Source organism: Pseudomonas sp. zjy_15, assembly GCF_043101865.1.
GTDB classification, from domain to species: domain Bacteria; phylum Pseudomonadota; class Gammaproteobacteria; order Pseudomonadales; family Pseudomonadaceae; genus Aquipseudomonas; species Aquipseudomonas putida_Y.
Map to the genome: position 1 here is coordinate 1 of NZ_JBICII010000023.1, position 23,625 is coordinate 23,625.

At 62.7% G+C, this 23,625-nt stretch carries 18 protein-coding genes; 12 read left to right on the top strand and 6 right to left on the bottom strand.

Annotated elements, in window-relative coordinates:
• Positions 1-200: 200 nt before the first annotated feature.
• On the bottom strand, positions 201-4,154 hold the full coding sequence (putA, locus tag ACF8EF_RS03185) for a trifunctional transcriptional regulator/proline dehydrogenase/L-glutamate gamma-semialdehyde dehydrogenase (protein WP_176683102.1): 3,954 nt from the start codon (positions 4,152-4,154) through the stop codon (positions 201-203).
• Between the two features lie 31 nt (positions 4,155-4,185).
• Entirely contained in the window at positions 4,186-4,482 is a 297-nt protein-coding gene (locus tag ACF8EF_RS03190) for a hypothetical protein (RefSeq protein ID WP_176686030.1), read from the bottom strand.
• A 27-nt stretch (positions 4,483-4,509) separates the two neighbouring features.
• Here ACF8EF_RS03190 and putP point away from each other — a divergent pair, with 27 nt between their 5' ends.
• The 9 genes from putP (at position 4,510) to ACF8EF_RS03235 (ending at position 15,264) form a co-directional block, all read left to right on the top strand.
• Complete coding sequence (gene putP, locus ACF8EF_RS03195) at positions 4,510-5,988, top strand: sodium/proline symporter PutP (RefSeq protein ID WP_176683103.1); 1,479 nt, start codon at positions 4,510-4,512, stop codon at positions 5,986-5,988.
• A gap of 106 nt (positions 5,989-6,094) precedes the next feature.
• On the top strand, positions 6,095-6,931 hold the full coding sequence (locus tag ACF8EF_RS03200; RefSeq protein WP_176683104.1) for a 23S rRNA (adenine(2030)-N(6))-methyltransferase RlmJ: 837 nt from the start codon (positions 6,095-6,097) through the stop codon (positions 6,929-6,931).
• Between the two features lie 192 nt (positions 6,932-7,123).
• Entirely contained in the window at positions 7,124-8,881 is a 1,758-nt protein-coding gene (locus ACF8EF_RS03205; RefSeq protein ID WP_003249431.1) for a carbamoyltransferase, read from the top strand.
• On the top strand, positions 8,865-9,995 hold the full coding sequence (locus ACF8EF_RS03210) for a glycosyltransferase (protein WP_176683105.1): 1,131 nt from the start codon (positions 8,865-8,867) through the stop codon (positions 9,993-9,995). Before ACF8EF_RS03205 ends, ACF8EF_RS03210 begins: the two co-directional genes overlap by 17 nt.
• Entirely contained in the window at positions 9,995-10,891 is an 897-nt protein-coding gene (locus tag ACF8EF_RS03215) for an antimicrobial resistance protein Mig-14 (protein ID WP_176683106.1), read from the top strand. The genes ACF8EF_RS03210 and ACF8EF_RS03215 overlap by 1 nt, the downstream gene beginning before the upstream one ends.
• Positions 10,888-12,291 carry a PIG-L family deacetylase gene (locus ACF8EF_RS03220; RefSeq protein WP_176683107.1) on the top strand — a complete coding sequence of 468 codons (1,404 nt, stop codon included), beginning with the start codon at positions 10,888-10,890 and terminating at the stop codon, positions 12,289-12,291. The genes ACF8EF_RS03215 and ACF8EF_RS03220 overlap by 4 nt, the downstream gene beginning before the upstream one ends.
• A 48-nt stretch (positions 12,292-12,339) precedes the next feature.
• Entirely contained in the window at positions 12,340-13,296 is a 957-nt protein-coding gene (locus tag ACF8EF_RS03225; protein ID WP_392460962.1) for a glycosyltransferase, read from the top strand.
• A gap of 65 nt (positions 13,297-13,361) precedes the next feature.
• Positions 13,362-14,135: a glycosyltransferase family 2 protein gene (locus ACF8EF_RS03230; RefSeq protein ID WP_176683109.1), complete on the top strand. Its 774-nt coding sequence runs from the start codon at positions 13,362-13,364 to the stop codon at positions 14,133-14,135.
• A 37-nt stretch (positions 14,136-14,172) separates the two neighbouring features.
• Positions 14,173-15,264: a glycosyltransferase gene (locus ACF8EF_RS03235; RefSeq protein WP_392460963.1), complete on the top strand. Its 1,092-nt coding sequence runs from the start codon at positions 14,173-14,175 to the stop codon at positions 15,262-15,264.
• 3 nt (positions 15,265-15,267) lie between these two features.
• Here the strand turns inward: ACF8EF_RS03235 and ACF8EF_RS03240 are convergent, their stop codons facing one another.
• Complete coding sequence (locus ACF8EF_RS03240; RefSeq protein WP_176683111.1) at positions 15,268-15,873, bottom strand: toluene tolerance protein; 606 nt, start codon at positions 15,871-15,873, stop codon at positions 15,268-15,270.
• Between the two features lie 100 nt (positions 15,874-15,973).
• Here ACF8EF_RS03240 and ACF8EF_RS03245 point away from each other — a divergent pair, with 100 nt between their 5' ends.
• The 3 genes from ACF8EF_RS03245 (at position 15,974) to hldE (ending at position 20,525) form a co-directional block, all read left to right on the top strand.
• Positions 15,974-17,149, top strand: a complete 1,176-nt coding sequence (locus ACF8EF_RS03245) for an O-antigen ligase (protein ID WP_176683112.1) — start codon at positions 15,974-15,976, stop codon at positions 17,147-17,149.
• 15 nt (positions 17,150-17,164) lie between these two features.
• Positions 17,165-18,973, top strand: coding sequence for a lipid A export permease/ATP-binding protein MsbA (gene msbA, locus ACF8EF_RS03250; RefSeq protein ID WP_084850259.1), 1,809 nt, complete (start codon positions 17,165-17,167; stop codon positions 18,971-18,973).
• A 130-nt stretch (positions 18,974-19,103) separates the two neighbouring features.
• Complete coding sequence (gene hldE / locus ACF8EF_RS03255) at positions 19,104-20,525, top strand: bifunctional D-glycero-beta-D-manno-heptose-7-phosphate kinase/D-glycero-beta-D-manno-heptose 1-phosphate adenylyltransferase HldE (RefSeq protein WP_021783834.1); 1,422 nt, start codon at positions 19,104-19,106, stop codon at positions 20,523-20,525.
• Positions 20,526-20,606: 81 nt separating this feature from the next.
• Here hldE and ACF8EF_RS03260 read toward each other — a convergent pair whose 3' ends face one another.
• The 3 genes from ACF8EF_RS03260 to ACF8EF_RS03270 are packed head-to-tail and all read right to left on the bottom strand — an operon-like array spanning position 20,607 to position 23,618.
• On the bottom strand, positions 20,607-21,575 hold the full coding sequence (locus ACF8EF_RS03260) for a metal ABC transporter ATPase (RefSeq protein ID WP_176683113.1): 969 nt from the start codon (positions 21,573-21,575) through the stop codon (positions 20,607-20,609).
• Between the two features lie 58 nt (positions 21,576-21,633).
• Positions 21,634-22,446 (bottom strand): aldo/keto reductase, encoded by an 813-nt coding sequence (locus tag ACF8EF_RS03265; RefSeq protein ID WP_176683114.1) that lies wholly within the window; start codon positions 22,444-22,446, stop codon positions 21,634-21,636.
• Positions 22,443-23,618, bottom strand: coding sequence for an FAD-binding oxidoreductase (locus ACF8EF_RS03270; protein ID WP_176683115.1), 1,176 nt, complete (start codon positions 23,616-23,618; stop codon positions 22,443-22,445). The genes ACF8EF_RS03265 and ACF8EF_RS03270 overlap by 4 nt, the downstream gene beginning before the upstream one ends.
• Between the last annotated feature and the right edge of the window lie 7 nt (positions 23,619-23,625).

Consider the following 23,625-nt stretch of genomic DNA (forward strand, 5'->3'; position numbering starts at 1 on the left):
ATCCGGTGTAGGAGCGGGTTTACCCGCGAATACGGTAGCGGCGGCAACGGTGAACGGCGGGTGGAGATTGGCCAGCAGGGCCGGCCCTTTCGCGGGTAAACCCGCTCCTACGACGGCCTGTGTCCAGCCCCTGCTTCGGGACAGGCACCCATAAAAAAAGGAGAGCCGAGGCTCTCCTTTTTTTCAACAACCCTCAGCCATTAGCCAATGGTCATCAGGCTGGCGTTACCGCCTGCCGCTGCAGTGTTCACACTCACCGCGCGCTCGATGACCAGGCGTTCCAGCGCAATCTGGTGATCACCGCTGGACAGCCCGTGCACCCCAACGATCGCCCCGGCACGCTTGGCTACCTGCTGGCATACGCCGCGCAGCTGGTCCGAGTCGCCATGGTGGATCACGGCGTCGAACGCCACTTCATCCTTGTTCCAGTCCGCGACCAGCTTCACCTTGGCCTGCAGCTCACGCGGCAGGCGGGCGCGCAGGGCCTTGCCCGGTTCACCGTCAACCCACACCGCCGAGCTGCCAACGGCCAGGACTGCGGCGAACTGCGCCAGCAGGTCGGTTTCGTTGTCGGCCAGGCACAGTACGTGCTCACGCGGCAGGATGGTGTAGCTGTTGCGCTCGCCGGTCGGGCCTGGCAGCAGGCGGGCGATGCCGCTCTGCGACTGGCTGGCGAACTGGCTGCACAGCGCGGCCAGGTCGGCCAGCTGGTTGTTCTCGGCCCAAGCCTTCAGGCCGTGCAGCGGCTTTACCAGCTGTTCGTGCAGGGTGCGGTCCGGCGTGCCTTCGCCGTCCTGCTGCTGGAAGTGGCGGCCAATGGCGTCGGCCGGGCGGGTCGACAGCAGGCGGTACAGGTACAGCGGGCCGCCGGCTTTCGGGCCGGTGCCGGACAGGCCTTCACCACCGAACGGCTGCACGCCTACCACTGCACCCACAATGTTGCGGTTGACGTACATGTTGCCGGCATTGGCGGTTTCCACCACTTTGGCAATGGTCTCGTCGATGCGGGTGTGCACGCCCAAGGTCAGGCCATAGCCGGAGTTGTTGATCTGCTCGATCAGTTGGTCCAGATTGCGGCGGTTGTAGCGCACAACGTGCAGTACGGGGCCGAAAATTTCGCGCTTCAGCTCGTCGAAGCTGTCCAGCTCGATCAGGGTTGGCATGACGAAGGTGCCGCGCTTGATCTCGGCAGCATCGGCAATGGCGACTTGGTAGACCGAGCGGCCTTTCTCGCGCATGCCCTGGATGTGCTTCTCGATGCCGGCCTTGGCTTCGGCGTCGATCACCGGGCCGATGTCCACGGCCAGGCGGTCCGGGCAGCCCAGGCGGCTTTCAGCCATGGCGCCCTTGAGCATTTCGATTACGCGGTCGGCGGAGTCTTCCTGCAGGCACAGCACGCGCAGGGCCGAGCAACGCTGGCCGGCACTGTCGAAGGCCGAGGACACCACGTCGATCACGACCTGTTCGGTCAGTGCCGAGGAGTCGACGATCATCGCGTTCTGGCCGCCGGTTTCGGCGATCAGCGGGATCGGGCGGCCCTGGTTGTCCAGACGGCCAGCGACGTTGCGCTGCAGCAGGCGGGCTACTTCGGTGGAACCGGTGAACATCACGCCTTTGACGCGCTCGTCTCCGACCAGGCCGGCACCGACGGTTTCACCGCGGCCTGGCAGCAGCTGCAACACACCTTCGGGGATGCCCGCTTCCAGCAGCAGGCGCACGGCCTGGGCGGCGATCAGCGGGGTTTGCTCGGCAGGCTTGGCCAATACCGGGTTGCCGGCAGCCAGGGCTGCGGCCACCTGGCCGGTGAAGATCGCCAGCGGGAAGTTCCATGGGCTGATGCACACCACCGGACCCAGTGGGCGGTGGGCGTCGTTGCTGAAGTCGTTACGTGCCTGCACCGCGTAGTAGCGCAGGAAGTCCACGGCTTCACGCACTTCGGCGATGGCGTTGGCGAAAGTCTTGCCGGCCTCGCGGATGAGCAGCCCCATCAGCGGCTGGATTTCTGCCTCCATCAGGTCGGCGGTGCGTTCCAGAATGGCAGCGCGCTCGGCTGGCGGAGTGGCCTGCCAGATCGGCGCGGCGTTCAGTGCGCACTGGATGGCGTTGTCCACGTCAACAACGGTGGCTTCTTGCACGTGGCCCACCACATCGCGGTGGTCCGCCGGGTTCAGTACCGGTGCGGCAGCGCTCTCGCTGGCGGTGCAGGCCAGCAGCGGGGCAGCCTTCCAGTCGTTGTGAGCGGTGGCCAGCATGGCGCAGGACAGCGATGCCAGGCGGTGTTCGTTGGCCATGTCGATGCCGGCCGAGTTGGCCCGTTCAGTGCCATACAGATCGCGCGGCAGCGGGATACGCGGGTGTGGCAGGCCGATACTGCCTTCCTGAGTACCCATGCGCTCGATGCTGACCACCGGGTCGGCGACCAGTTCCTGGATGGAGATCGAGTGGTCGGCGATGCGGTTGACGAACGAGGTGTTGGCGCCGTTTTCCAGCAAACGGCGCACCAGGTAGGCCAGCAGCGTTTCATGGGTGCCGACCGGTGCGTACACGCGGCACGGGCGGTTCAGCTTGCCATCGGCAATCTTGCCAACCACTTGTTCGTACAGCGGCTCGCCCATGCCGTGCAGGCACTGGAACTCGTATTGACCCGGGTAGTAGTTCTGCCCGGCAATGTGGTAAATGGCCGACAGGGTGTGAGCGTTGTGGGTGGCGAACTGCGGGTAGATGGCTTCTGGCACGGCCAGCAACTTGCGGGCGCAGGCCACGTAGGACACGTCGGTGTACACCTTGCGGGTATAGACCGGGTAGCCTTCCAGGCCTTCGACCTGGGCACGCTTGACCTCGCTGTCCCAGTAGGCGCCTTTTACCAGGCGGATCATCAGGCGGTGGCGGCTGCGCTTGGCCAGATCGATGACATAGTCGATCACGTACGGGCAGCGCTTCTGGTAGGCCTGGATAACGAAACCGATGCCGTTCCAGCCAGCCAGGGATGGCTCGAAGCACAGGCGCTCGAGCAGGTCCAGCGAAAGCTCCAGGCGGTCGGCTTCTTCGGCGTCGATGTTCAGGCCGATGTCGTACTGCTTGGCCAGCAGCGTCAGCGACAGCAGGCGCGGGTACAGCTCTTCCATCACGCGCTCGTACTGGGCGCGGCTGTAGCGCGGGTGCAGTGCCGACAGCTTGATCGAGATGCCTGGGCCTTCGTAGATGCCACGGCCATGCGAGGCCTTGCCAATCGAGTGAATGGCCTGCTCGTAGGACGCCAGGTACTTCTGCGCGTCCTGCTCGGTCAGTGCGGCTTCGCCGAGCATGTCGTAGGAGTAGCGGAAGCCTTTGGACTCGAAGCGGCTGGCGTTGGCCAGTGCTTCGGCAATGGTCTCGCCGGTGACGAACTGCTCACCCATCAGGCGCATGGCCATGTCGACGCCCTTGCGGATCATCGGCTCGCCGCTCTTGCCGATGATGCGAGTGAGCGAGGAGGTGAGGCCAGTTTCGTTGTGGGTGCTGACCAGCTTGCCGGTCAGCAGCAGCCCCCAGGTGGCGGCGTTGACGAACAGTGACGGGCTGTTGCCCAGGTGCGGCTGCCAGTTGCCGGTACTGATCTTGTCGCGGATCAGCGCATCGCGGGTGCCTTTGTCGGGGATGCGCAGCAAGGCTTCGGCCAGGCACATCAGCGCCACGCCTTCCTGAGACGACAGCGAGAATTCCTGCAGCAGGCCCTGGACGACACCGGCACGGCCGCCGGCGCTTTTCTGATTGCGCAGTTTTTCGGCAATGCTTGCGGCCAGTTTGTTGGTGGCTTCGGCCAGCGGTGCGCTCAGGCGCGCCTGCTCCAGCAGCATTGGCACCACTTCCTGCTCGGGGCGGCGGTAGGCAGCGGTGATCGCCGAGCGCAGTACCGACTGCGGCAAGATGCTCTCGGCAAATTCGAGGAAGCACTGGTGGCTGTGGTCGGCCTGGACTTCACCGGCATCGTCGACCGGGTTGCTGGCATGACCGTTGAGTTCGGTCAGGGTGGCACCACCCTCGAGCTTCTCCAGGTAATTGAAGATCGCTTGCTTGATCAACCAGTGAGGCGTGCGGTCGATGGACTGCGCAGCTGCTTTGAGTCGCTCACGGGTCGGGTCGTCGAGTTTGACCCCAAGGGTGGTAGTCGCCATTTCTTATCCTCGTTATTGCCACGGTTGTGGCCTAAGCTGGCATCAAGAGTAGCTGTAGGACAATTCGGGTGCAACTAGGTGCAACCTGAATTTTTCTCGTAGAAGGTGCAACTCGTCCGATAGCCATTCCCTCACCCTGAAAAGGGGCGTTATCGGTGCGATTTATTCTGAAAAACCGGTTTTTTACTCCCAAAAGGAGCAAAAAATGGGCTTTGTCGGAAAATGCACGGGCAGGTGCAACTTGCAAAAGAAAAATGGTTGCACCTTCTTTGCGTTGTTGCATAGCATTCGCCGCCTGGGTGCAACCGCCATCGTTGCGGTTGTGCATGATAAAAACAAACGCCAGGGCACACGCATGGGCAATCCACTAACGATCACCTTCGTGATCTACATCGCAGCAATGGTGCTGATCGGCTTCGCCGCCTATCGCGCCACCAAGAACCTTTCCGATTACATTCTGGGCGGTCGCAGCCTGGGTAGCGTGGTCACCGCGCTGTCTGCCGGTGCCTCCGACATGAGTGGCTGGCTGCTGATGGGCCTGCCTGGTGCCATCTACTTCGCGGGCCTGTCCGAGGTCTGGATCGCCGTCGGCCTGACGGTTGGTGCCTACCTGAACTGGCTGTTCGTGGCCGGCCGGCTGCGTGTGCAGACCGAGCACAACGGTGACGCGCTGACCCTGCCGGACTATTTCTCCAGCCGTTTCGAAGACAATAGTGGCCTGCTGCGCATCATTTCCGCCATCGTGATCCTGGTGTTCTTCACCATCTATTGCGCCTCCGGCATCGTTGCCGGTGCCCGTCTGTTCGAGAGCACCTTCGGCATGTCGTACGAAACCGCGCTGTGGGCGGGTGCAGCGGCGACCATCGCCTACACATTCATCGGTGGTTTCCTGGCTGTGAGCTGGACCGATACCGTGCAGGCCACGCTGATGATCTTCGCGCTCATCCTCACCCCGGTGTTCGTGCTGATCGCCACCGGTGGCTTCGACCAGACCTTCGCCGCTATCGAGGCGGTGAACCCGGCACACTTCGACCTGCTCAAGGGCGCTACCTTCATCGGCATCATCTCGCTGATGGGCTGGGGCCTGGGTTACTTCGGCCAGCCGCATATCCTGGCGCGCTTCATGGCCGCTGATTCGGTAAAGTCGATCGCCAAGGCGCGCCGCATTTCCATGACCTGGATGATCCTGTGCCTGGCGGGTACCTGCGCTGTAGGCTTCTTCGGTATCGCCTACTTCTCGGCCCATCCTGAGCTGGCAGGCCCGGTAAGCGAGAACCACGAACGTGTGTTCATCGAACTGGCCAAGATCCTGTTCAACCCATGGATCGCAGGTGTCCTGCTGTCGGCTATCCTGGCCGCGGTCATGAGTACCCTGAGCTGCCAGTTGCTGGTGTGCTCCAGTGCCTTGACCGAAGACTTCTACAAGGCCTTCCTGCGCAAGAATGCTTCGCAGGTCGAGCTGGTGTGGGTCGGCCGTCTGATGGTGTTGGCCGTGGCCCTGATCGCCATCGCCATGGCTGCCAATCCGGAAAACCGCGTACTGGGTCTGGTGGCCTATGCCTGGGCTGGCTTCGGTGCTGCCTTCGGTCCGGTGGTGCTGATCTCGGTGCTGTGGAAAGGCATGACCCGTAACGGTGCGCTGGCCGGTATCGTGGTGGGTGCGCTGACGGTGATCCTGTGGAAGAACTTCGACACCCTCGGGCTGTACGAGATCATCCCGGGCTTCCTGTTCGCCAGCATCGCCATTGTTCTGGTGAGCAAGCTGGGCAGCCCTTCGCAGGCGATGGTCAAGCGCTTCGAAGCTGCTGATGCGGCGTATCACGCCGACAAGTAACACCCGTTGAATTGGCGGCGCCTGCTTTGCGGGTGCCGCCAATCAGCAGCCAGGCCTGACTCCGCCTGCAAGGCAAGGTAAACTTGCCACCCCCGCAGGAGTTGCCATGAACTATCGTCACGCCTTCCACGCCGGCAACCACGCCGACGTCCTCAAGCACATTGTGCTGACCCGCCTCATTGCCCTGATGTCGCGCAAGGAGCAGCCGTTCGCCTATATCGATACCCACGCAGGGCTCGGCCTGTACGACCTGCAGGGTGACCAGGCAAGCCGTACCGGCGAATACCTGGAAGGCGTAGCCCGCCTGTGGAATCGCGATGACCTGCCGGCCATGGCCGACGACTACCTGCGCATCATCAAGCGCCTGAACGCCGATGGCGAGCTGCGCTACTACCCGGGTTCGCCCGAACTGGCTCGTCGCCTGATGCGCCAGCAGGACCGCGCCCTGCTCAACGAGAAACACCCCGAAGACGGGCCGCTCCTCAAAGAAAACATGAAAAAAGACCCGCGCGTGACCGTGCACCTGGGTGAAGGCTGGCATGTGCCGCGGGCCTTGCTGCCGGTGCAGGAAAAGCGCGCGATCATGCTGATCGACCCGCCGTTCGAGCAGGCCGATGAGCTCAAGCGCTGCACCACTGCCATGAAAGAGGCGATTGGCCGCATGCGCCAGACGGTTGTGGCCATCTGGTACCCGATCAAGGACCAGCGTTCGCTGGCCCGCTATTACCAGGACCTGACCAGCACCGGCGCGCCGAAACTGTTGCGGGTTGAGCTGTATGTGCATCACCAGGACAGCCCTCAGGGGCTGAACGGCTCTGGCCTGGCCATCGCCAACCCGCCGTGGGGGCTGGAGGATGAGCTCAAGGAGCTGTTGCCATGGCTGGCCAAAGAGCTGGCACAGACTGCTGGTAGCTACCGCATGGACTGGCTGATCGCCGAGTAAACCTGTAGGCGCGGGTTTACCCGCGAACGCCGGCGACGCCGGTGCCATCCACCGCGTTGCCTGCTTCGCGGGTGAACCCGCTCCTACAAGGGGGCGGTGTGCCCCCGATGTTTGCGTTATAATCCCGCCCTTTAGCCGCCATCCGCCCAAGCGGCCGATGGCGCATTTTTACCGAATGAAGAGGCTAATCCCTTGGCATTGACGATTCTTGGCCTGTCCGGCGCCCTTAGCCATGACCCTTCCGCGGCCCTGTACATTGACGGCAAGCTGATTGCCGCCGCCGAAGAAGAGCGCTTCGTGCGTGACAAGCATGCGAAGAACCGCATGCCCTACGAGTCGGCGAAGTTCTGCCTGGAACAGGCAGGCATCAAGCCGTCCGACGTCGACGTGGTAGCCATTCCGTTCGCCCCGATCAGCCTGTTCGGCAAGGCGCGTTGGCACTATGCCAAGCGCTATTGGTACGCCCCGGATCGTGCACTCGATGCCATCCTGATGGGCAACCGTCGCTACAAGCGCTATCGCAAGAAGATCGTCTGGTGCCTGGAGCAACTGGGCTTCGACCCGAAAAAGGTCAAGATCGAGCCTGTCGAGCACCACTTGGCCCACGCTTCCAGTGCTTATCACTGCTCGGGCTTCAAGGAAAAAACCGCAATCCTCGGCATCGACGGCAAGGGCGAGTACGCCACTACCTTCTTTGGCTACGGTGAAAACGGCAAGATCCACAAGATCAAGGAATTCTTCGACCCGGACTCGCTGGGCGGCCTTTACGGTGCCATCACCGAGTTCCTTGGCTTCGAAATGCTCGACGGCGAGTTCAAGGTCATGGGTATGGCGCCGTATGGCGACGCCAGCAAGTATGATTTCTCGCGTCTGGCCAGCTTCGAAAACGGCGAGCTGGTCATCAACACCGAGTACGCCAACGTTATCGGCCTGCGCCGCTATAAAGAGAAGGGCAAGGGCTTCTACTTCTCGCCAAAGCTGATCGAATGGCTGGGCCCCAAGCGCGAAGGCGACATCGCCGACGAGCCGTACATCCATTACGCCGCCAGCATGCAGGCGCTGTTCGAGAAGCTGGCGTTGCAGATGATCGACCATTATCTGGGTGACACCCTGCGTGAAACCGGCAAGCTGGCCTTCGCCGGCGGCTGCGCGCTGAACGTCAAGCTCAACCAGAAGATCATCGCCCGTCCGGACGTAAAGGAACTGTTCGTCCAGCCGGCCTCCGGCGACGCCGGGACTGCCGTTGGCGCCGCTGCCTATGTTTCTCACGCCCGTGGCGTTCCGGTCGAGAAGATGGAGCACGTCTACCTCGGCCCGTCGTACTCCAACGAAGACGTGATCGCTGCCTGCGCCCGTCACCCGAACCAGCCAAAGTGGCGCAAACTCGAGAACATGCCGCAGCAAATCGCCCAGATCATGGTCGATGGCAACCCGGTAGCCTGGTTCCAGGGCCGCATGGAGTTCGGGCCGCGTGCCCTGGGTGGCCGCTCGATCATCGGTTGCCCGAGCGTGGAAGGCGTGGCTGACCGCATCAACCACCAGATCAAGTTCCGCGAACGCTGGAGACCTTTCTGCCCGTCGATGCTCGACACTGTCGCCCCACAGATGATCAAGGTCGACCATCCCGCGCCGTTCATGACCTTCACCTTCGAAGTGGCTGAAGAGTGGAAGACCCGCGTGCCGGAAGTGGTACATGAGGACGGCACTTCGCGTGCCCAGGTGCTCAAGCGCGAGTACAACCCGCGCTACTACGACATGATGAAGGCACTGGAAGACCTGACTGGCAACGGCGTGTCGCTGAACACCTCGCTGAACCGTCGTGGTGAACCGATGATCTGCTCGCCGACCGATGCGTTGAACATGTTCTTCGGCTCGGACCTGCAGTACCTGATCATGGAAGACATCCTGGTTGTAAAGGACGGCGCGGCCCCGTATGACCAGCCGCTCTGAACCGCGCATCCTGCAGTTCTGCCATGGCTATGACGGGCCGTTCCTGGACTGCGCCCGTCAGTACGCCAGCCTGTTTCAAGGGCGTGGGTATCAGGTCACCACGGTGTTCCTCACCGGCGCCGCCGACGCGCAGGTAGCGGCTGGCTGTGCGTCGGACGAGGTGCTGTTCCTTGAGTTCAGTTCCAAGGCCGTGCGTGGCCTGAAACTTGGCGCTATCCGCGCATTGCGGCGCATTGCGGCCGAGCGCAATTTCGCCTTCTGCATCGCCCATCGCTTCAAGCCGATCTACGTTGCCCTGCTGGGGACCGGCCTGCCGGTGATTGGTGTGCACCATGCCTTTGGCGACTACCAGCGCAAAGGCCGCCGCCTGTTCGCGAACCTGTTCAGCAAGCGTCTGAGCCTGTTGGGGGTTTCGGACGCGGTACGTGACGATATGCGCCGTTGCTTGCCGCAGTGGCCGGCCGAGCGCATCCAGACCCTGTACAACCGCATCGACATCGACGCCCTGCAAGCAGCGCTGGTGCCGCGCGCTGATGCACGCCAGGCCCTGGGCCTGGATTCTCAGGCGTGGATCGTCGGCAATGTTGGGCGCCTGCACCCGGACAAGGACCAGGCTACCCTGTTGCGCGGTTTTGCCCAGGCACTGCCGGGGCTGCCTGCCGGCGCCCGCCTGGCGATCCTCGGCAAGGGGCGTCTGGAGGCCAGCCTCAAGGCATTGGCCGCCGAGCTTGGCATTGCCGGGCAAGTCGACTTTCTTGGCCAGGTACCGGATGCGCGCCGTTACTTCCAGGCGTTCGACGTGTTCGCTTTGAGTTCCGATCACGAACCGTTCGGCATGGTCCTGCTCGAAGCGATGGTTGCCGGTGTGCCGGTGCTGGCCACGGCCTGTGGCGGTGCCCGCGAAGTGGTCGAGGGCGTTGGCGTTCTGTTCCCGCTGGGCGATGCCGCGCAGCTGGCCCAAGGCCTGAAGCACATGGCCGTACTGGAGGCTGAGCAGCGCCAGGCCTGTGCCAGCCACATGCTGCAGCGCCTGCGTGAGCGTTTCTCTGACCAGGCGGTGCGCGAGGCCTTCTGGCACCTCCCGCAGGTGCGCGCGTTGGTGGGGCAGGCCTGATGCTCAATCGTATCCAGGCCTTCCGCGAACGCGGTTGGCAAGCTATTGATGCCAAGGCTTATGCCGAGGCATGGGCGCGCTTTGGCGGCAGTGTCGCCACCCATCCTCTGGTGGTCGAGCAACTGGCGGATCTGGCGCAGATCCCGGTGCGCTATCTGGGCTGGCACCAGGCTGGCGAGCTGAAAGCCGCGATCCCGGCCTGGGGGCGTCACCTGGCGCTGTCCAAGGACGTGCTGAAGCGTGCTGGCAAGAAAGCCCTGTTCGACCTCGGTAATGCCGAGATCATTCTGCCGGCGGCGTCTGATGCCGCTGCGCCGTTGCGCCATACCGTGCGTTACCTGTCCGAGCTGAACCAAGGCCGTTTCAGCGGTCTCAAGGCGCAGAAGGAGCAGTTGGCCATGGCCCGGGCGCCTGAAGACCTGTCGAAGAAGTTCCGCTACAACCAGCGCCGTGAACTGCGCCTGCTGGAAGAGGCGGGTGGTGTGGTGCGCCCGATCAGCGACTTCAGTGCTCAGGAAATCGCCAGCATGTACTGCGACCTGTTCCTGCGCCGCTGGGGCTTCCCTGCCACCGGTGCCGAGCGTATGGCCGATGTGCTGGAGCGCCTGCGTGAGCTGCTGATCGGCTCGGTGTTGCTGCTGGACGGTAAGTCGATTGCCATCCAGCTGGTGTACCGGGTCGAAGCGCCGGAGTGGATCAGCGTCGAGTACATCAATGGCGGCGTCGACCCTGAAACCAAGGCCTTCAGCCCAGGCAGCGTGCTGAGCTTCCTCAATACCCAGGCCGCCTGGGAAGACGCCCGGGCGCGCAACAAGCCGCTGCGGTTTTCGTTCGGCCGTGCTGACCGTGAGTACAAGGACCGCTGGTGTAACCCTGTGCCGGTGTATCAAGCGTGAGCCGCAAGCAGCAGTTGCTCAAGCGCCACCGGCGCAACAAACGCCTGGGGTTGCTGGCGGGCCTGGTTGCGCTGGTCGCCCTCGGGGTATTCAGTTGGTGGTGGCTGCCACTGCTGCTGTTGCCGCTGCTCTGGGCTGCGCATGAGGCCTGGTTTGCCGACCATCTGTTCTATGCGCCGGGCGAGGACTACGCATACGACTTCGGCGATCAGGCGCAGCAGGTTCCTGCCAGCCTGCTCGATGGCTGGCTCAAGGCCGAGTGCACGTTGCAAGGTGACGAAATCCTGGTGCTTGAACTGCGGCTCAAAAGCAGCTGGTTGGGGCGCTTTCTCGACCCTCGGGTCGAGCTGCTGGCCGGCGAGCAGACCGATCGGCAAACGTTCGAGCGTGGCGTCGATGGCGTGCGCTTCCTTAACCTGACCGGTCTTGCTGCACCACTGCAGGCCGGTACGTTGCGACTGCGCGGCCGGAATTGCCGGCTGCAGGGGCAGTTGCGCCTGTGGATAACCCCTTCGGTCGAGTTGCAGCGTCGTCGGGTGATGGTGATCGCGCCACATGCCGACGACGCCGAATTGGCCGCGTATGGTTTGTACAGCCAGGCGGATGAAAGCTGGGTGGTGACTCTGACCGCCGGTGAGATAGAGGCCGAGCACTATCAGCAGATGGGCTTGGCAAAGGCCGAGGCCGCGCGCCTGAAGGGGCGCCTGCGTGCCTGGGACAGCATCGTCGTGCCGCGTTGGGCCGGTGTGCCGGAGTCGCGTTGCATACAGCTGGGTTACTTCTGCCTGCAGCTGCCTGCCATGCAGGCCGCACCCGACCAGCCGGCGGCCTCACGTGAAGCCGACCTGGCCGATATCCGCGTGTTCCGCCAGTTCAACCCGTTCCCGTTACCGGGCGACCGTGATGGCGCACCCACCTGGCACAACCTGCTGGCCGACCTGCGAGCCTTGCTGGAGCTGGCCAGGCCAGAGGTGCTGGTGATGCCCCACCCGCAGCTAGACCCCCACCCGGACCATATCTGCGCTCAGGCGGCAGTGCTGGAAGCCTTGCAAGGTATGGCCTGGCAGCCAAAAACCTTGCTGTGTTACGCGAACCACCTGCACGATAACGACCGCTGGCCGATGGGCGACAGTGGCGATGGCGTGGCCTTGCCGCCGCAATTGAGCGCTGCCCAGGCCTGGGCACCCTGCAGCCTGGTGCTGGATTGCGCGACCCAGCGCGACAAGGCCATGGCCTTGGGCATGATGCACGACCTGCAGCCGCCGGCACCGTTCAAGCGCCGCCTGCGCCGCGTGCTGCAACGCTGGCTTGCCGGGCGACAGCCATCGCCTTATGGGGAGAACGAATTCTTCCGCAAGGCCGTGCGCCGACACGAGCTGTTCTGGCGGCGTGAGCTGTAAGCACACCCCATGGTTGACCGCGAAGGCGCAGAGCGCCCAAGGAAAGCAATGAAAGTCCTATTTCTGGTGCAGAAGGAACAGCGGGCCATTCTTGACCGCCTGTACGATGGCGTCGCGGCCAACTGCGAGTGCGACCTGCGCTGGCTGACCAGCCAGGATCAGCGCAACCTGCGCCGTTACTTCAAGCGTGAGGTGCAAGTCGAGCGCTATGACCGCATCGTGTTCTTCCTGCGTTTCAAGCAGGAGATCCGTCAGGTGGCCTTTATCCGCACTGTGCCGAACCTGGTGATTCTCGAGCACGACGCCTACCAGAACTACATCCCGTGCAAGTACACCGGCAAGTTCAGTGCTCATTACCGCCAGTTGCCATGGGCGCGGGTGATCAGCTCCGGCTACATGGTCAGCGAGCGCCTGCGCCAGGAAGGTTTTGACGCGGTGTTCGTGCCCAAGGGCTACGACGAGCAGTTGCTGACCGACCAAGAGCGTGAACGTGATATCGAACTGGCCTTTGTCGGCAGCGTCAACAGTGTGGCCTATAGCGGCCGCAAGGCACTGCTGGACGAGTTGGGGCAGGTCGAGAACCTGTTGGTAACCCGCACCAAGTCGGGCGAGGACTACTGCAACACGCTCAACCGTATTCGTTTCTTCGTCAGTGCCGATGTCGGCATGGGCGAATACATGATCAAGAACTTCGAAGCCATGGCCTGTGGCTGTGTGTTGCTGGCATACGACCAGGGCGAGGAAGAGAACCGTGCGCTGGGCCTGCAGGACATGCACAACGTGGTGTTCTATGACAACATCCCGACCCTTCAGGAGAAGCTCCGTCGTTTGCGCGCGGACCCCGAGCTAGCCCGGCAGATTGCAGAAAATGGCCGCCATCTGGCGGTTTCCCGTTTTAGTTTCGGCGCAGTTGGACGTAGCATCGTCGACCACATGCGCCCGGCGCTCAGGCCCCATCCGCCATTGTCTGCATGGCAGCGGCTGCGTCTGAAGCTGGGCATCTAAACAAGAGCTTTCACGCCCAGGAGCGGGTCGTTGAAGGCCGATAGTCGTAATGCGGAGGGAATCCGGTGCGCTTTTCAAATGAGAGTGATGTCACGCTCGTCGTGACCAGTTGTGGGCGGTTCGATCTGCTCAAAGACACCCTTGAGAGTTTCGATCGCTACAACACCGCGCCCATTCGCGAGGTATTCATCACCGAAGACTCTGGCGACGATGCTGTGCATGCCGCTGTACCGGGACACTGGAAGCCGCATTGCAAGGTTTTCGTCAATCGGCCCAAACTTGGCCAGTTGCCGTCTATCGACCTGGCCTACAGCCACGTCAAGACACCGTACATTTTTCACTGCGAAGACGACTGGCAATTCTACCGCCAAGGCTTTGTCGAAGACTCGCAGGCCATCCTGGATGTCAGCCCCAACCTGCTGCAGGTGTGGCTGCGCAGCCATGCCCACGACTTGGCTATCCACAGCCCGTACATCCACTTGGGCGATCGCCAGGTGATCGCCGGGGTGCCGTGTTATCCGCTGCTGTCCGACAAGGCCGAGTGGCAGGCGTTTTCGCTCAACCCAGGGCTGCGCCGATTGAGCGATTACCAGCGCTGTGCGCCATTTGCCGCCTATGCTGGAGAAAAGGCGCTTTCCCGTCGCTACGCTGAGTTAAATCTGACAGCGGTCACCTTGGAGGGTGATGCAGTATTGCACACTGGTTTTGGCAATCACGTGACCTTGCCCATTGAGGTGGAGCGTAAGGCCAAGCGTCGTCAACGTGATCGGATGAAGCTGGCATTGACGCTGTTAGCGGGTGCCTTGATCGGCATGGGAATCACCATTTTTGTTCAATGAAGTCGCTGTCCCACCTGACTTGAGCGGGAGAGGGCCCATGAACATCGTCAATATGATGTGGGCGGGTGGAACGCCGTACATGTCCATCCACAAGGTGCATCGGCAGGTCTTGTCGAACGCGGGTGCCGATGCCCGGATCAGTAACTGGCTGTTGCTGGGAAGCGGGCTCTGTTGTGGGCTCGGTTCGACCCGGGAATGGCATATGCCGTCACGTGCGCTCAAAGGGCGGCACTTGTGGCGCTTGCTGCGCCCGTGGCTGCGCATGCGCTTGCGCAAGGCACTGGCCGAGGCCGGGGCAGAAATCGTGCTGCTCGATGGTATTGGTGTCGCCCGGTTGGTGCTGCCGTTGTTACAGCGCATTCCGCACGTGCGTGCAAAGGTACTGTTCCATGGCAAGACGCGTCTGCATGCCAGCGATGTCCGCTTGTTGCAGATGTTTCCGTCTGAGCGTCTGAGTATTGCAGCGGTATCACAGACCTTGGCCGAGTCGCTGGCGTGTGACCTGGGCAGGCCGGTGCAAACGCTGCGCATGGCGCTTGACCCGCTTGCATTCGTCGAGCCTTTGTTGAGCCGGGACCAGGCCAGGCAGGCGCTGCGGTTGCCTCAGGGTGCTGGAGTGATGCTGGGTGCGGTAGGGCGGTTGGTAGAGAGTAAAGGCTTCGAAATGCTGATTGGAGCATTCGCCAGGGCCAGTGCACGGCAGCCGGGCTTGCAGTTGGCGATCATTGGCGAGGGGCCGCAGCATGCCATGCTGCAGCAGCGTATCAACGCGCTGGGCCTGGCTGAGCGTGTTCATCTGCGCGGTCACCGCGAAGACCTGCAGCAGCTGTATCGGGCATTCGACTGGCTATTGGTGCCTTCGCGTTCCGAGGGTCTGGGGCTGGTGGTGCAAGAGGCGGTGATGGCCGATGTACCGGTGGTGTGCAGCGACCTGGAGGTGTTCCGCGAACAGCTGCGCGACACCGGTGGCTACCTGCCGGTTGCCGACGAAAGCGCCTGGGCTGAGGCGATCGAGCGCTGTACGGCGCTCAGTGCATCGATGATAGCCGCGAAGCAGCGCCAGGCACTGGCACCGGAGCAGGCCTGGCAGGCGTTCTGCAACGGCTCGCAGAGCCTGTTGCGCAGTTGACGCTCAGCGTGTCAGCAAGGCTGACTCGAAGGCGGCTAGGGGGAACCGATCGCCCAGGTTCTCCCGCTCGATATAGCGCACCATGTGCTGCACATTGCGTCGAATCATGCGGGCCGACAGTGGCGGGCGCAGAAAGCGCATGTCGGCCACGTCGATCAAGCCCAGATGCTGGTCGGGGGTGACCACCACATTGCCCAGGTGCAGCGAACGGAAGTAAACGCCGCTGCGGTGCAACTGACGGATCAGTTCGATCAGGCGTGGCAGGTAAATGTCCCAGCTGAAGCCGTCATCGCGCGACATCTGCAGCAGCGTCCGTCCTGGTAGTGGGCGATACAGCACCGCAGTGCGGCCTGGCAGGTCGAGCTTGTGCTGGCTGATCACTTCGAGGGTGGGGATGCCCAGTTGCGCCAGGCGCGCGGCGTTATCGACGAAGCGCTGCGAGTAAGGACGTAGCAGTGCAGACGAAATCAGCCGCTTCCTACGAAAAACCTTGAGGAAATTTCCATCTGTGAGCAGGTAGACTTTGGCGCCATGGCTGTCTGCCTCAAGCACCTGTGCGCCGAGTGTCAGCTGATCGAAGTCGACCTGGGTGAGCCGGGAGCATTGCATGAATAGAGCCTTGTCGTCTGGCGAGCAAAATGACCGGCAATAATGCCGAAAATAATGCTGTAGCACCATGGATGGTGTTTTTGATTCATCGGGGGAAAGGATGTTGTATCAAAAAAACTGGGCACAGGCCTGGTTAGGTTTGGGCCTGGTCTGGTTCCTGGCGGCGATTGCCCTGGCACCCAGCAACAAGGTTTATCAGCAAGGTCTGGTGTTGTTCTTGTGGCTGCCAACGCTGGTATTGGCCTGGTCGGCCCGAGGAGTGCTGGTGCAAGCCTGGAGGCGCCAACCGGCGCTGTGGGGGAGTGTGCTGCTCCTGCTGGCCTGGAGCGGCCTGAGCCTGGCATGGTCGCCCGCCGAGGAGCCCGGACGCGAGCTCAAACGCTTGCTCTACATTCTGGTGTTCCTGCTGGCGTTTCCGCTGTTGGCCCAGTTTGGCCAGGCCCGCATTCGTCAGCTATTGCAGCTTGGTAGCGTGCTGCTCGCCATCGCTGCGTTGCTCTCCATCATCAATTTCTATGGGTTGCAGCGTACGCCGCTGCTGGTCAGGCTGGCGGGTATCGGCGAGATATCCCACCCTATCCTGGGGGCGTATGTCATTGGTTCGGCCGTACTCTTGATGCTCTACGAGCCACCTCGGCAACGTGGCTTGCAGTTGTTATGGCTGGCGGCACTGGCTTGCCTGGGGGCTTTCGCCATACTTAGCCAGAGCCGTGGCGCTATTCTGGCACTGGTGATTACCGTGGTGATGGCGCCGCTGTGGTTCCGTGACCGCCACAGCCGGGTGTTTTCTGTTCTGGCGCTGCTTGCCACCGGCCTGGCCTTTTTGGCCGTGTACGACCTTATCGCCCAGCGGGGCTCGTCCTTCCGGCCGGAAATTTTCCATGCCGTGGTCGAGATGATTGCCGCGCACCCTTGGGCTGGTCTTGGCCTGGGGGCTGATTACAAAGTGAGCGCCGTCGGCATGCACTTCGATCACACCCACAACATGTTCACCCATGTTGCCGTTGAAGTGGGCTTGCCCGGCATGTTGCTGTGGGTAATGGTATGGCTGTTCACGCTGGGCGAAATCGTGCGCGCACGCGGTACCCTGCTGGGCAAGGTTCTGCTGGGCTTCTGGGTGTACTCGACCCTGGCCATGCAGTTCGATGCCGCCAGCCTCACCGGTACGCCACGTGCCGAATGGTTCATCAGCTGGCTGCCGGTGGGCCTTGCCATGTTGCTGCCATGGGGGCGTGCCGAAAATGACGCCTGTGGTAAAATTGCCGGTTCAACCTGAACAGCGAGCTCGATAATGGCCGAAACACCGCGACCAGCGGAGCACACCTCCAGCCTGAAGATCTACTTCCGGCTGTTGAGCTATGTGAAACCCTATGTCGGCATTTTCCTGCTGAGCATTGTCGGTTTCGTGATCTTTGCCTCGACCCAGCCAATGCTGGCCGGCATTCTCAAGTACTTCGTCGATGGGCTGAGCAACCCCGAAGCGGTATTGTTCCCCAACGTCCCCTACCTGCGTGACCTGCAATTGCTGCAGGCGGTGCCGCTGCTGATCATCCTGATCGCTGCGTGGCAGGGCCTGGGCTCGTTCCTCGGCAACTACTTCCTGGCGAAGGTCTCTCTGAGCCTGGTGCATGACCTGCGGGTGGCTTTGTTCAACAAGCTGCTGGTGTTGCCCAACCGCTACTTCGACAACCACAACTCCGGGCACCTGATTTCGCGCATTACCTTCAATGTGACCATGGTCACCGGCGCCGCTACCGACGCCATCAAGGTAGTGATCCGCGAAGGCCTGACCGTGGTGTTCCTGTTTGCCTATCTGCTCTGGATGAACTGGCACCTGACCTTGGTGATGGTCGCCATCCTGCCGGTGATCGCGGTAATGGTCAGCATCGCCAGCAAGAAATTCCGCAAGCAGAGCAAGAAGATCCAGGTAGCCATGGGCGACGTCACCCACGTTGCCTCGGAAACCATCCAGGGGTACCGCGTGGTCCGTAGCTTCGGTGGCGAGGCTTATGAGGAGCGGCGATTCGACCAGGCCAGCCAGAGCAACACCGACAAGCAACTGCGCATGACCAAGACCGGCGCGCTGTACACACCGATGCTTCAGCTGGTGATCTATAGCGCCATGGCTGCGCTGATGTTCCTGGTACTGTTCCTGCGCGGGGATTCTACTGCCGGTGACCTGGTGGCTTATATCACCGCTGCCGGCCTGCTGCCCAAGCCTATTCGCCAGTTGTCGGAAGTCAGCTCGACCATCCAGAAGGGCCTGGCAGGTGCCGAGAGCATCTTCGAGCAACTGGACGAAGCACCCGAAGTGGACACCGGTACTGTCGAGAAGGAACGCGTGGAAGGGCGCCTGGAAGTGCGTAACCTGAGCTTCACTTACCCGGGTACCGAGCGTGAAGTGCTGAGCGACATCAGTTTTGTCGCCGAGCCCGGGCAGATGATCGCCCTGGTCGGCCGCTCTGGCAGTGGCAAGTCTACCCTGGCGGCCCTGATCCCGCGTTTCTATCACCACGACAAGGGGCAGATCCTGCTCGATGGCGTGGAGATCGAGAACTATCGCCTGCGCAACCTGCGCCGCCATGTTTCGCAGGTCACCCAGCATGTCACCCTGTTCAACGACACCGTGGCCAACAACATCGCCTATGGTGACCTGGCTGGCGCGCCGCGCGCAGACATCGAGGCCGCCGCGGCCGATGCCTATGCCAAGGAATTCGTCGACCGGCTGCCAAAGGGCTTCGATACTGAAGTGGGTGAGAACGGTGTACTGCTTTCTGGTGGCCAGCGCCAGCGCCTGGCTATTGCCCGTGCGCTGCTTAAAAACGCGCCGTTGCTGATCCTCGACGAAGCCACTTCGGCGTTGGATACCGAGTCCGAGCGGCATATCCAGGCCGCTCTGGACCATGTGATGCAAGGCCGTACCACGCTGGTGATTGCTCATCGCCTGTCGACCATCGAGAAGGCCGACCAGATCCTGGTCATGGACCAGGGCCGCCTGGTCGAGCGCGGTACTCACGCCGAGCTGCTTGCGGCTAATGGCCATTATGCCCGCCTGCATGCCATGGGGCTGGATGAGCCGGCCAAGGCCGATATCACCTGAACCCTCCTTGATCGGGGCCGTCATGGCCCCGATTGTCACGGGAATTTTCCAGGGATGATCTGGCCATAAAGCCATTGACTACCCTGTGCTAATATCCTGCCCCTGTTCATTATTTCCATATGGGTTGCCCATGAAGTTGTCCATGCCGCGTTTCGATCAAGCCCCGGTACTGGTGGTCGGCGATGTCATGCTCGACCGCTACTGGCATGGCGGTACTTCGCGTATTTCGCCCGAAGCGCCAGTCCCGGTGGTCAAGGTCGATCAGATCGAGGATCGCCCCGGCGGTGCGGCCAACGTTGCCTTGAACATTGCTGCGCTGGGCGCGCCGGCTTCGCTGATCGGTGTTACCGGCCAGGATGAAGCTGCCGACAGCCTGGCCAACAGTCTGCAGGCTGCCGGTGTCCGTTCGGTATTCCAGCGCATCGCGCACCAGCCGACTATCGTCAAGCTGCGGGTCATGAGCCGTCACCAGCAACTGCTGCGTATCGATTTCGAAGAGCCGTTCGCCACCGACCCGCTGTCGCTGGGCGCGGAGGTCGATGGCCTGCTCGAAGGCGTCAAGGTGCTGGTGCTGTCCGACTACGGCAAAGGTGCATTGAAGAATCACCAAGACCTGATCCAGGCGGCGCGCGCCAAGCGTATTCCGGTGCTGGCCGACCCCAAGGGCAAGGACTTTTCCATCTACCGTGGCGCCAGCCTGATTACCCCGAACCTCAGCGAATTCGAGACCATTGTCGGCCGTTGCGTCGATGAAGCCGAACTGGTCGCCAAGGGCTTGCAGTTGCTGCAGGACCTGGATCTGGGCGCCTTGCTGGTCACCCGCGGTGAGCATGGCATGACCCTGTTGCGTGTTGGTCAGCCGGCGTTGCACCTGCCAGCGCGGGCACGCGAAGTGTTCGATGTGACCGGTGCCGGCGATACTGTTATTTCCACCCTTGCCGCGGCCATTGCTGCGGGTGAGGACCTGCCCCATGCGGTGGCCCTGGCCAATCTGGCGGCGGGCATCGTGGTCGGCAAGCTGGGTACGGCTGCCATCAGCGCCCCTGAACTGCGCCGGGCCATCCAGCGTGAGGAAGGCTCCGAGCGCGGCGTGCTCGGCCTTGAGCAACTGCTGCTGGCCATTGATGACGCGCGGGCGCACAACGAAAAGATCGTCTTTACCAATGGCTGCTTCGACATCCTGCATGCCGGGCATGTCACCTACCTGGAGCAGGCGCGTGCCCAGGGTGATCGCCTGATCGTTGCGGTAAACGACGATGCCTCGGTAAGCCGCCTGAAGGGGCCGGGCCGGCCGATCAACAGCGTTGACCGGCGTATGGCCGTGCTGGCCGGTCTGGGCGCGGTGGACTGGGTGATCAGTTTCCCGGAAGGCACCCCGGAAAACCTGCTGAGCCAGGTCAAGCCGGATGTGCTGGTGAAGGGTGGCGACTATGGCATCGACCAGGTGGTGGGCGCTGATATCGTCAAGGGCTATGGCGGCACCGTGAAGGTGCTGGGGCTGGTCGAGAACAGCTCGACCACGGCGATTGTCGAGAAAATTCGCAAGAATTGATCTGACCTTGGGGCCGCTGCGGCGGCCCTCTGCAGGGGCGGGGTTACCCGCTCCAGCAAGCAGGTGTAAGTTCCCGGGACGTCACTTGTTCAGCGAGGTCCGCGCCCGCTCCAGCAGCGCTCGCGCCTTGTCGCCAAACCGTTGCAAGTGCGACGCCCGTGCGGGCTTGCTTTCCACCAAACCCTGCTGCTTCACCCAATCCTTCCAGCGTACCCGTTCATCTGCCACCACCCAGCCTTCCTGCCGGGCAAAACTTTCTGCCAGGTACAGCCCACGCGTACTCGCCGGCACCAGTTCATCCTTTTTCAGCGTGTACAGCTCTGCCAGTGGCTGGCCGTCCTTCAATGGCATCAGGTACAGGTCGGGCCGTTTGCGGTTGAGTCGCGCCACCAGTTGGTCGCCCTCCAGCCGCTCGTCAACGTGGAACAAGCTGAGTTTCTTGGCGTCCCGGGGCACTTGCAGGCGCATGTCATAGATCAGCTGTAGCGAAGCGGTGGGCAGGTGCACATAGGCCCGTGGGCGCTCCATTAGCATCAGCTTGCCGCAATGCACCGGGCGTGCGGCACCGGACTGAGGTGCCAGCACGAAGTGGGGTGTTTCGCGGTAGTGCAGGGCGGCGGCGTAGGGTACGGGCAGCCAGGTGTCGTTGAAGCGCCCGCCCAGCCAACCTTCCGGGGTTTCCAGCAGACACTCCTCGGCCACTTCCTGTACAGCCGTGTGCAGCGGCAGGTTCAGCTCCTGTGCCGGTACATAACCGGAAATCAGTTTCAGCACCACATCGCCACGGTCTTGGCGGCGCTGGCGCACCAGTACCCAGTAATCGCGGTTCTGCCAATGCAGCGTGAGGCGCACTGACACGCCCAGGTTGGCCAGTTCGACCACGAAATGTTGCGCGTCGGGTAACTGGATGGCCTTGCGCCGTTGCTGGGTCTGGGCAAAGTTCAGCGGCATGCCGATGCTTTGGTAGATCAAGCCTTCGGGCGTGGCCTCGACATGCAGTGGCAGTGTCTTGAAGTTGCTCGGGTTCTTGCGGATCAGCGTTCGCGCCACGAGGCTCCTCCTTGCGTCGGGTCCGTCTCCAGGCCCTGAGTCGGAGGCCTGAGGTAACTCAATGCTGGCCCAGGATGCGGGCGACGGTGGCCACGTTGTGGGCCAGGTGCAACGGGTTGATGGTGCCGACAATAGCACTGCTGACGCCCGGGTGGGCGAACAGCAGCTCGAAGCTGGCCTGCACCGGGTCGACGCCCGGGGCCAGGCAGATGTGCCCGCTCGCCAAGGCCTTCTTTACCAGGATGGCCTTGCCGTGTTCGGCAGCGTAGTCCAGCACCGGGCGTTCTGCCTGTTCATTTAGGTTGTAGGTGACCATGGCGCAGTCGCCTTGCTCCAGCGCCTTCAGGCCGCCGGCGACGGTCTTGCCGGACAGCCCGAAACCGAGGATCTTGCCCTCCTGCTTGAGTTCGGCCAAGGTCTGGTAGACCTCCTGCTGTTCGAGGATGGCCAGGTCGTTGCCATCGGAATGCACCAGCACCAGTTCAATGCGGTCGGTTTCGAGCCGGCGCAGGCTGCGCTCCACCGAGCGGCGGGTGTGGGCGGCGCTGAAGTCAAAATGCGACATGCCCTCCTCGAACTCTTCACCGACCTTGCTGACGATTACCCATTCATCACGTTGGCCGCGCAGCAGCGGGCCCAGGCGTTCTTCGCTGTGGCCATAGGCCGGGGCGGTGTCGATCAGGTTGATGCCAAGCTCGCGGGCCTGGGCCAGTAACAGGCGGGCGTCTTCATCGCCGGGGATCGTGAAGCCCGTGGGGTACTTCACGCCCTGATCGCGGCCCAGCTTGACCGTGCCGAGGCCCAGTGGCGAGACCTTGAGGCCGGTGCTGCCCAGCGGGCGATGGAATTCGTGCAGGGTTGGAAGGCTCATGGCAGCAGTTGCTCCCAGGCCGGTACGCCCAGCGGAGGGCGTGGCAGGTCGGTCAGGTCGGCCTGTGCTTGTGGACGAATGCCGTCGCGCTCCAGGTGGCTGATCACCCGGTCGCTGAAGTCCGGTGCCAGTGCCAGCTTGGTCGGCCAGCCCACCAGCAGACGCTGCTGGTCGGCAAGGAAGGCGTTGTCCGGGCGTACCAGGCCAGATTGTGCCGGCTCAGCGCGGTCGACGCGCAGTGTGGCCCAGCGCACCAGGCTCTGGTCGACCCATGGCAGCAGGCTGGCGATTTCCTTCTGCGCTGCAGCAATCTGCGCTGCAGGCTCGCGCGCCACGCCATCGGCTTCGGCCAGGTCCCCACCGAGGTACCAGACCCACTGGCCATCGGCTGCCGGATGGGTGGTCACCGTTACCCGCGGCTTGGGCCCGCCGCCGAGGCAGTGGGCGTACAAAGGTTTGAGGTTCGGGCCCTTGGCCATGACCATGTGCAGCGGGCGGGTTTGCATGGCCGGCTGATCCAGGCCCAGCGCCTGCAGCAAGCCTTCGGTGCCGGCTCCGGCGCTCAACACGATGCGCTGGGCACGGATTTCCCGGTCGTCCACACGCAGGCCGACCAACGCATCAGCTTCACGCAAGGGTTCGATGCGTTCACCTGCCAGCAAGGACTCGCCGGCCAGCTCGGCCAGGTTGGCCAGCAGGCTGGGGACATCGACCACCAGTTCCGCCAGGCGGTACACCTTGCCCTTGAACGCGCGGTCCTGCAGTGCCGGTGGCAACTGGTCACCCTTGACCTGGTCGACCCGACCGCGCACGGCTTTGCTGGCGAAGAAGCTTGTGAGGTTGCCGGCCAAGGTGCCCGGCGACCACAGGTAGTGGGCATCGGAGAGCAGGCGGGTACGCCCGAGGTCGAGTTCACCGTTGCCGGCCAAGGCCTCGCGCCAGCGGCGCGGCATGTCGGCGATGGCTTCCGAGGCGCCGGTCAGGGCGCCGTGCAGGGCGTATTTGGTGCCGCCATGGATGATGCCCTGCGACTTGATGGTCTGCTCGCCGCCAAGGCTGGCGCGCTCCACCAGTACTGTCGAGTAGCCCAGGCGGCGCAGGCGGGCATTGAGCCAGAGGCCTGCGACCCCGGCGCCGACGATCAGCACGTCAGTGGAAATGGCAGATGGCATGGCGGTA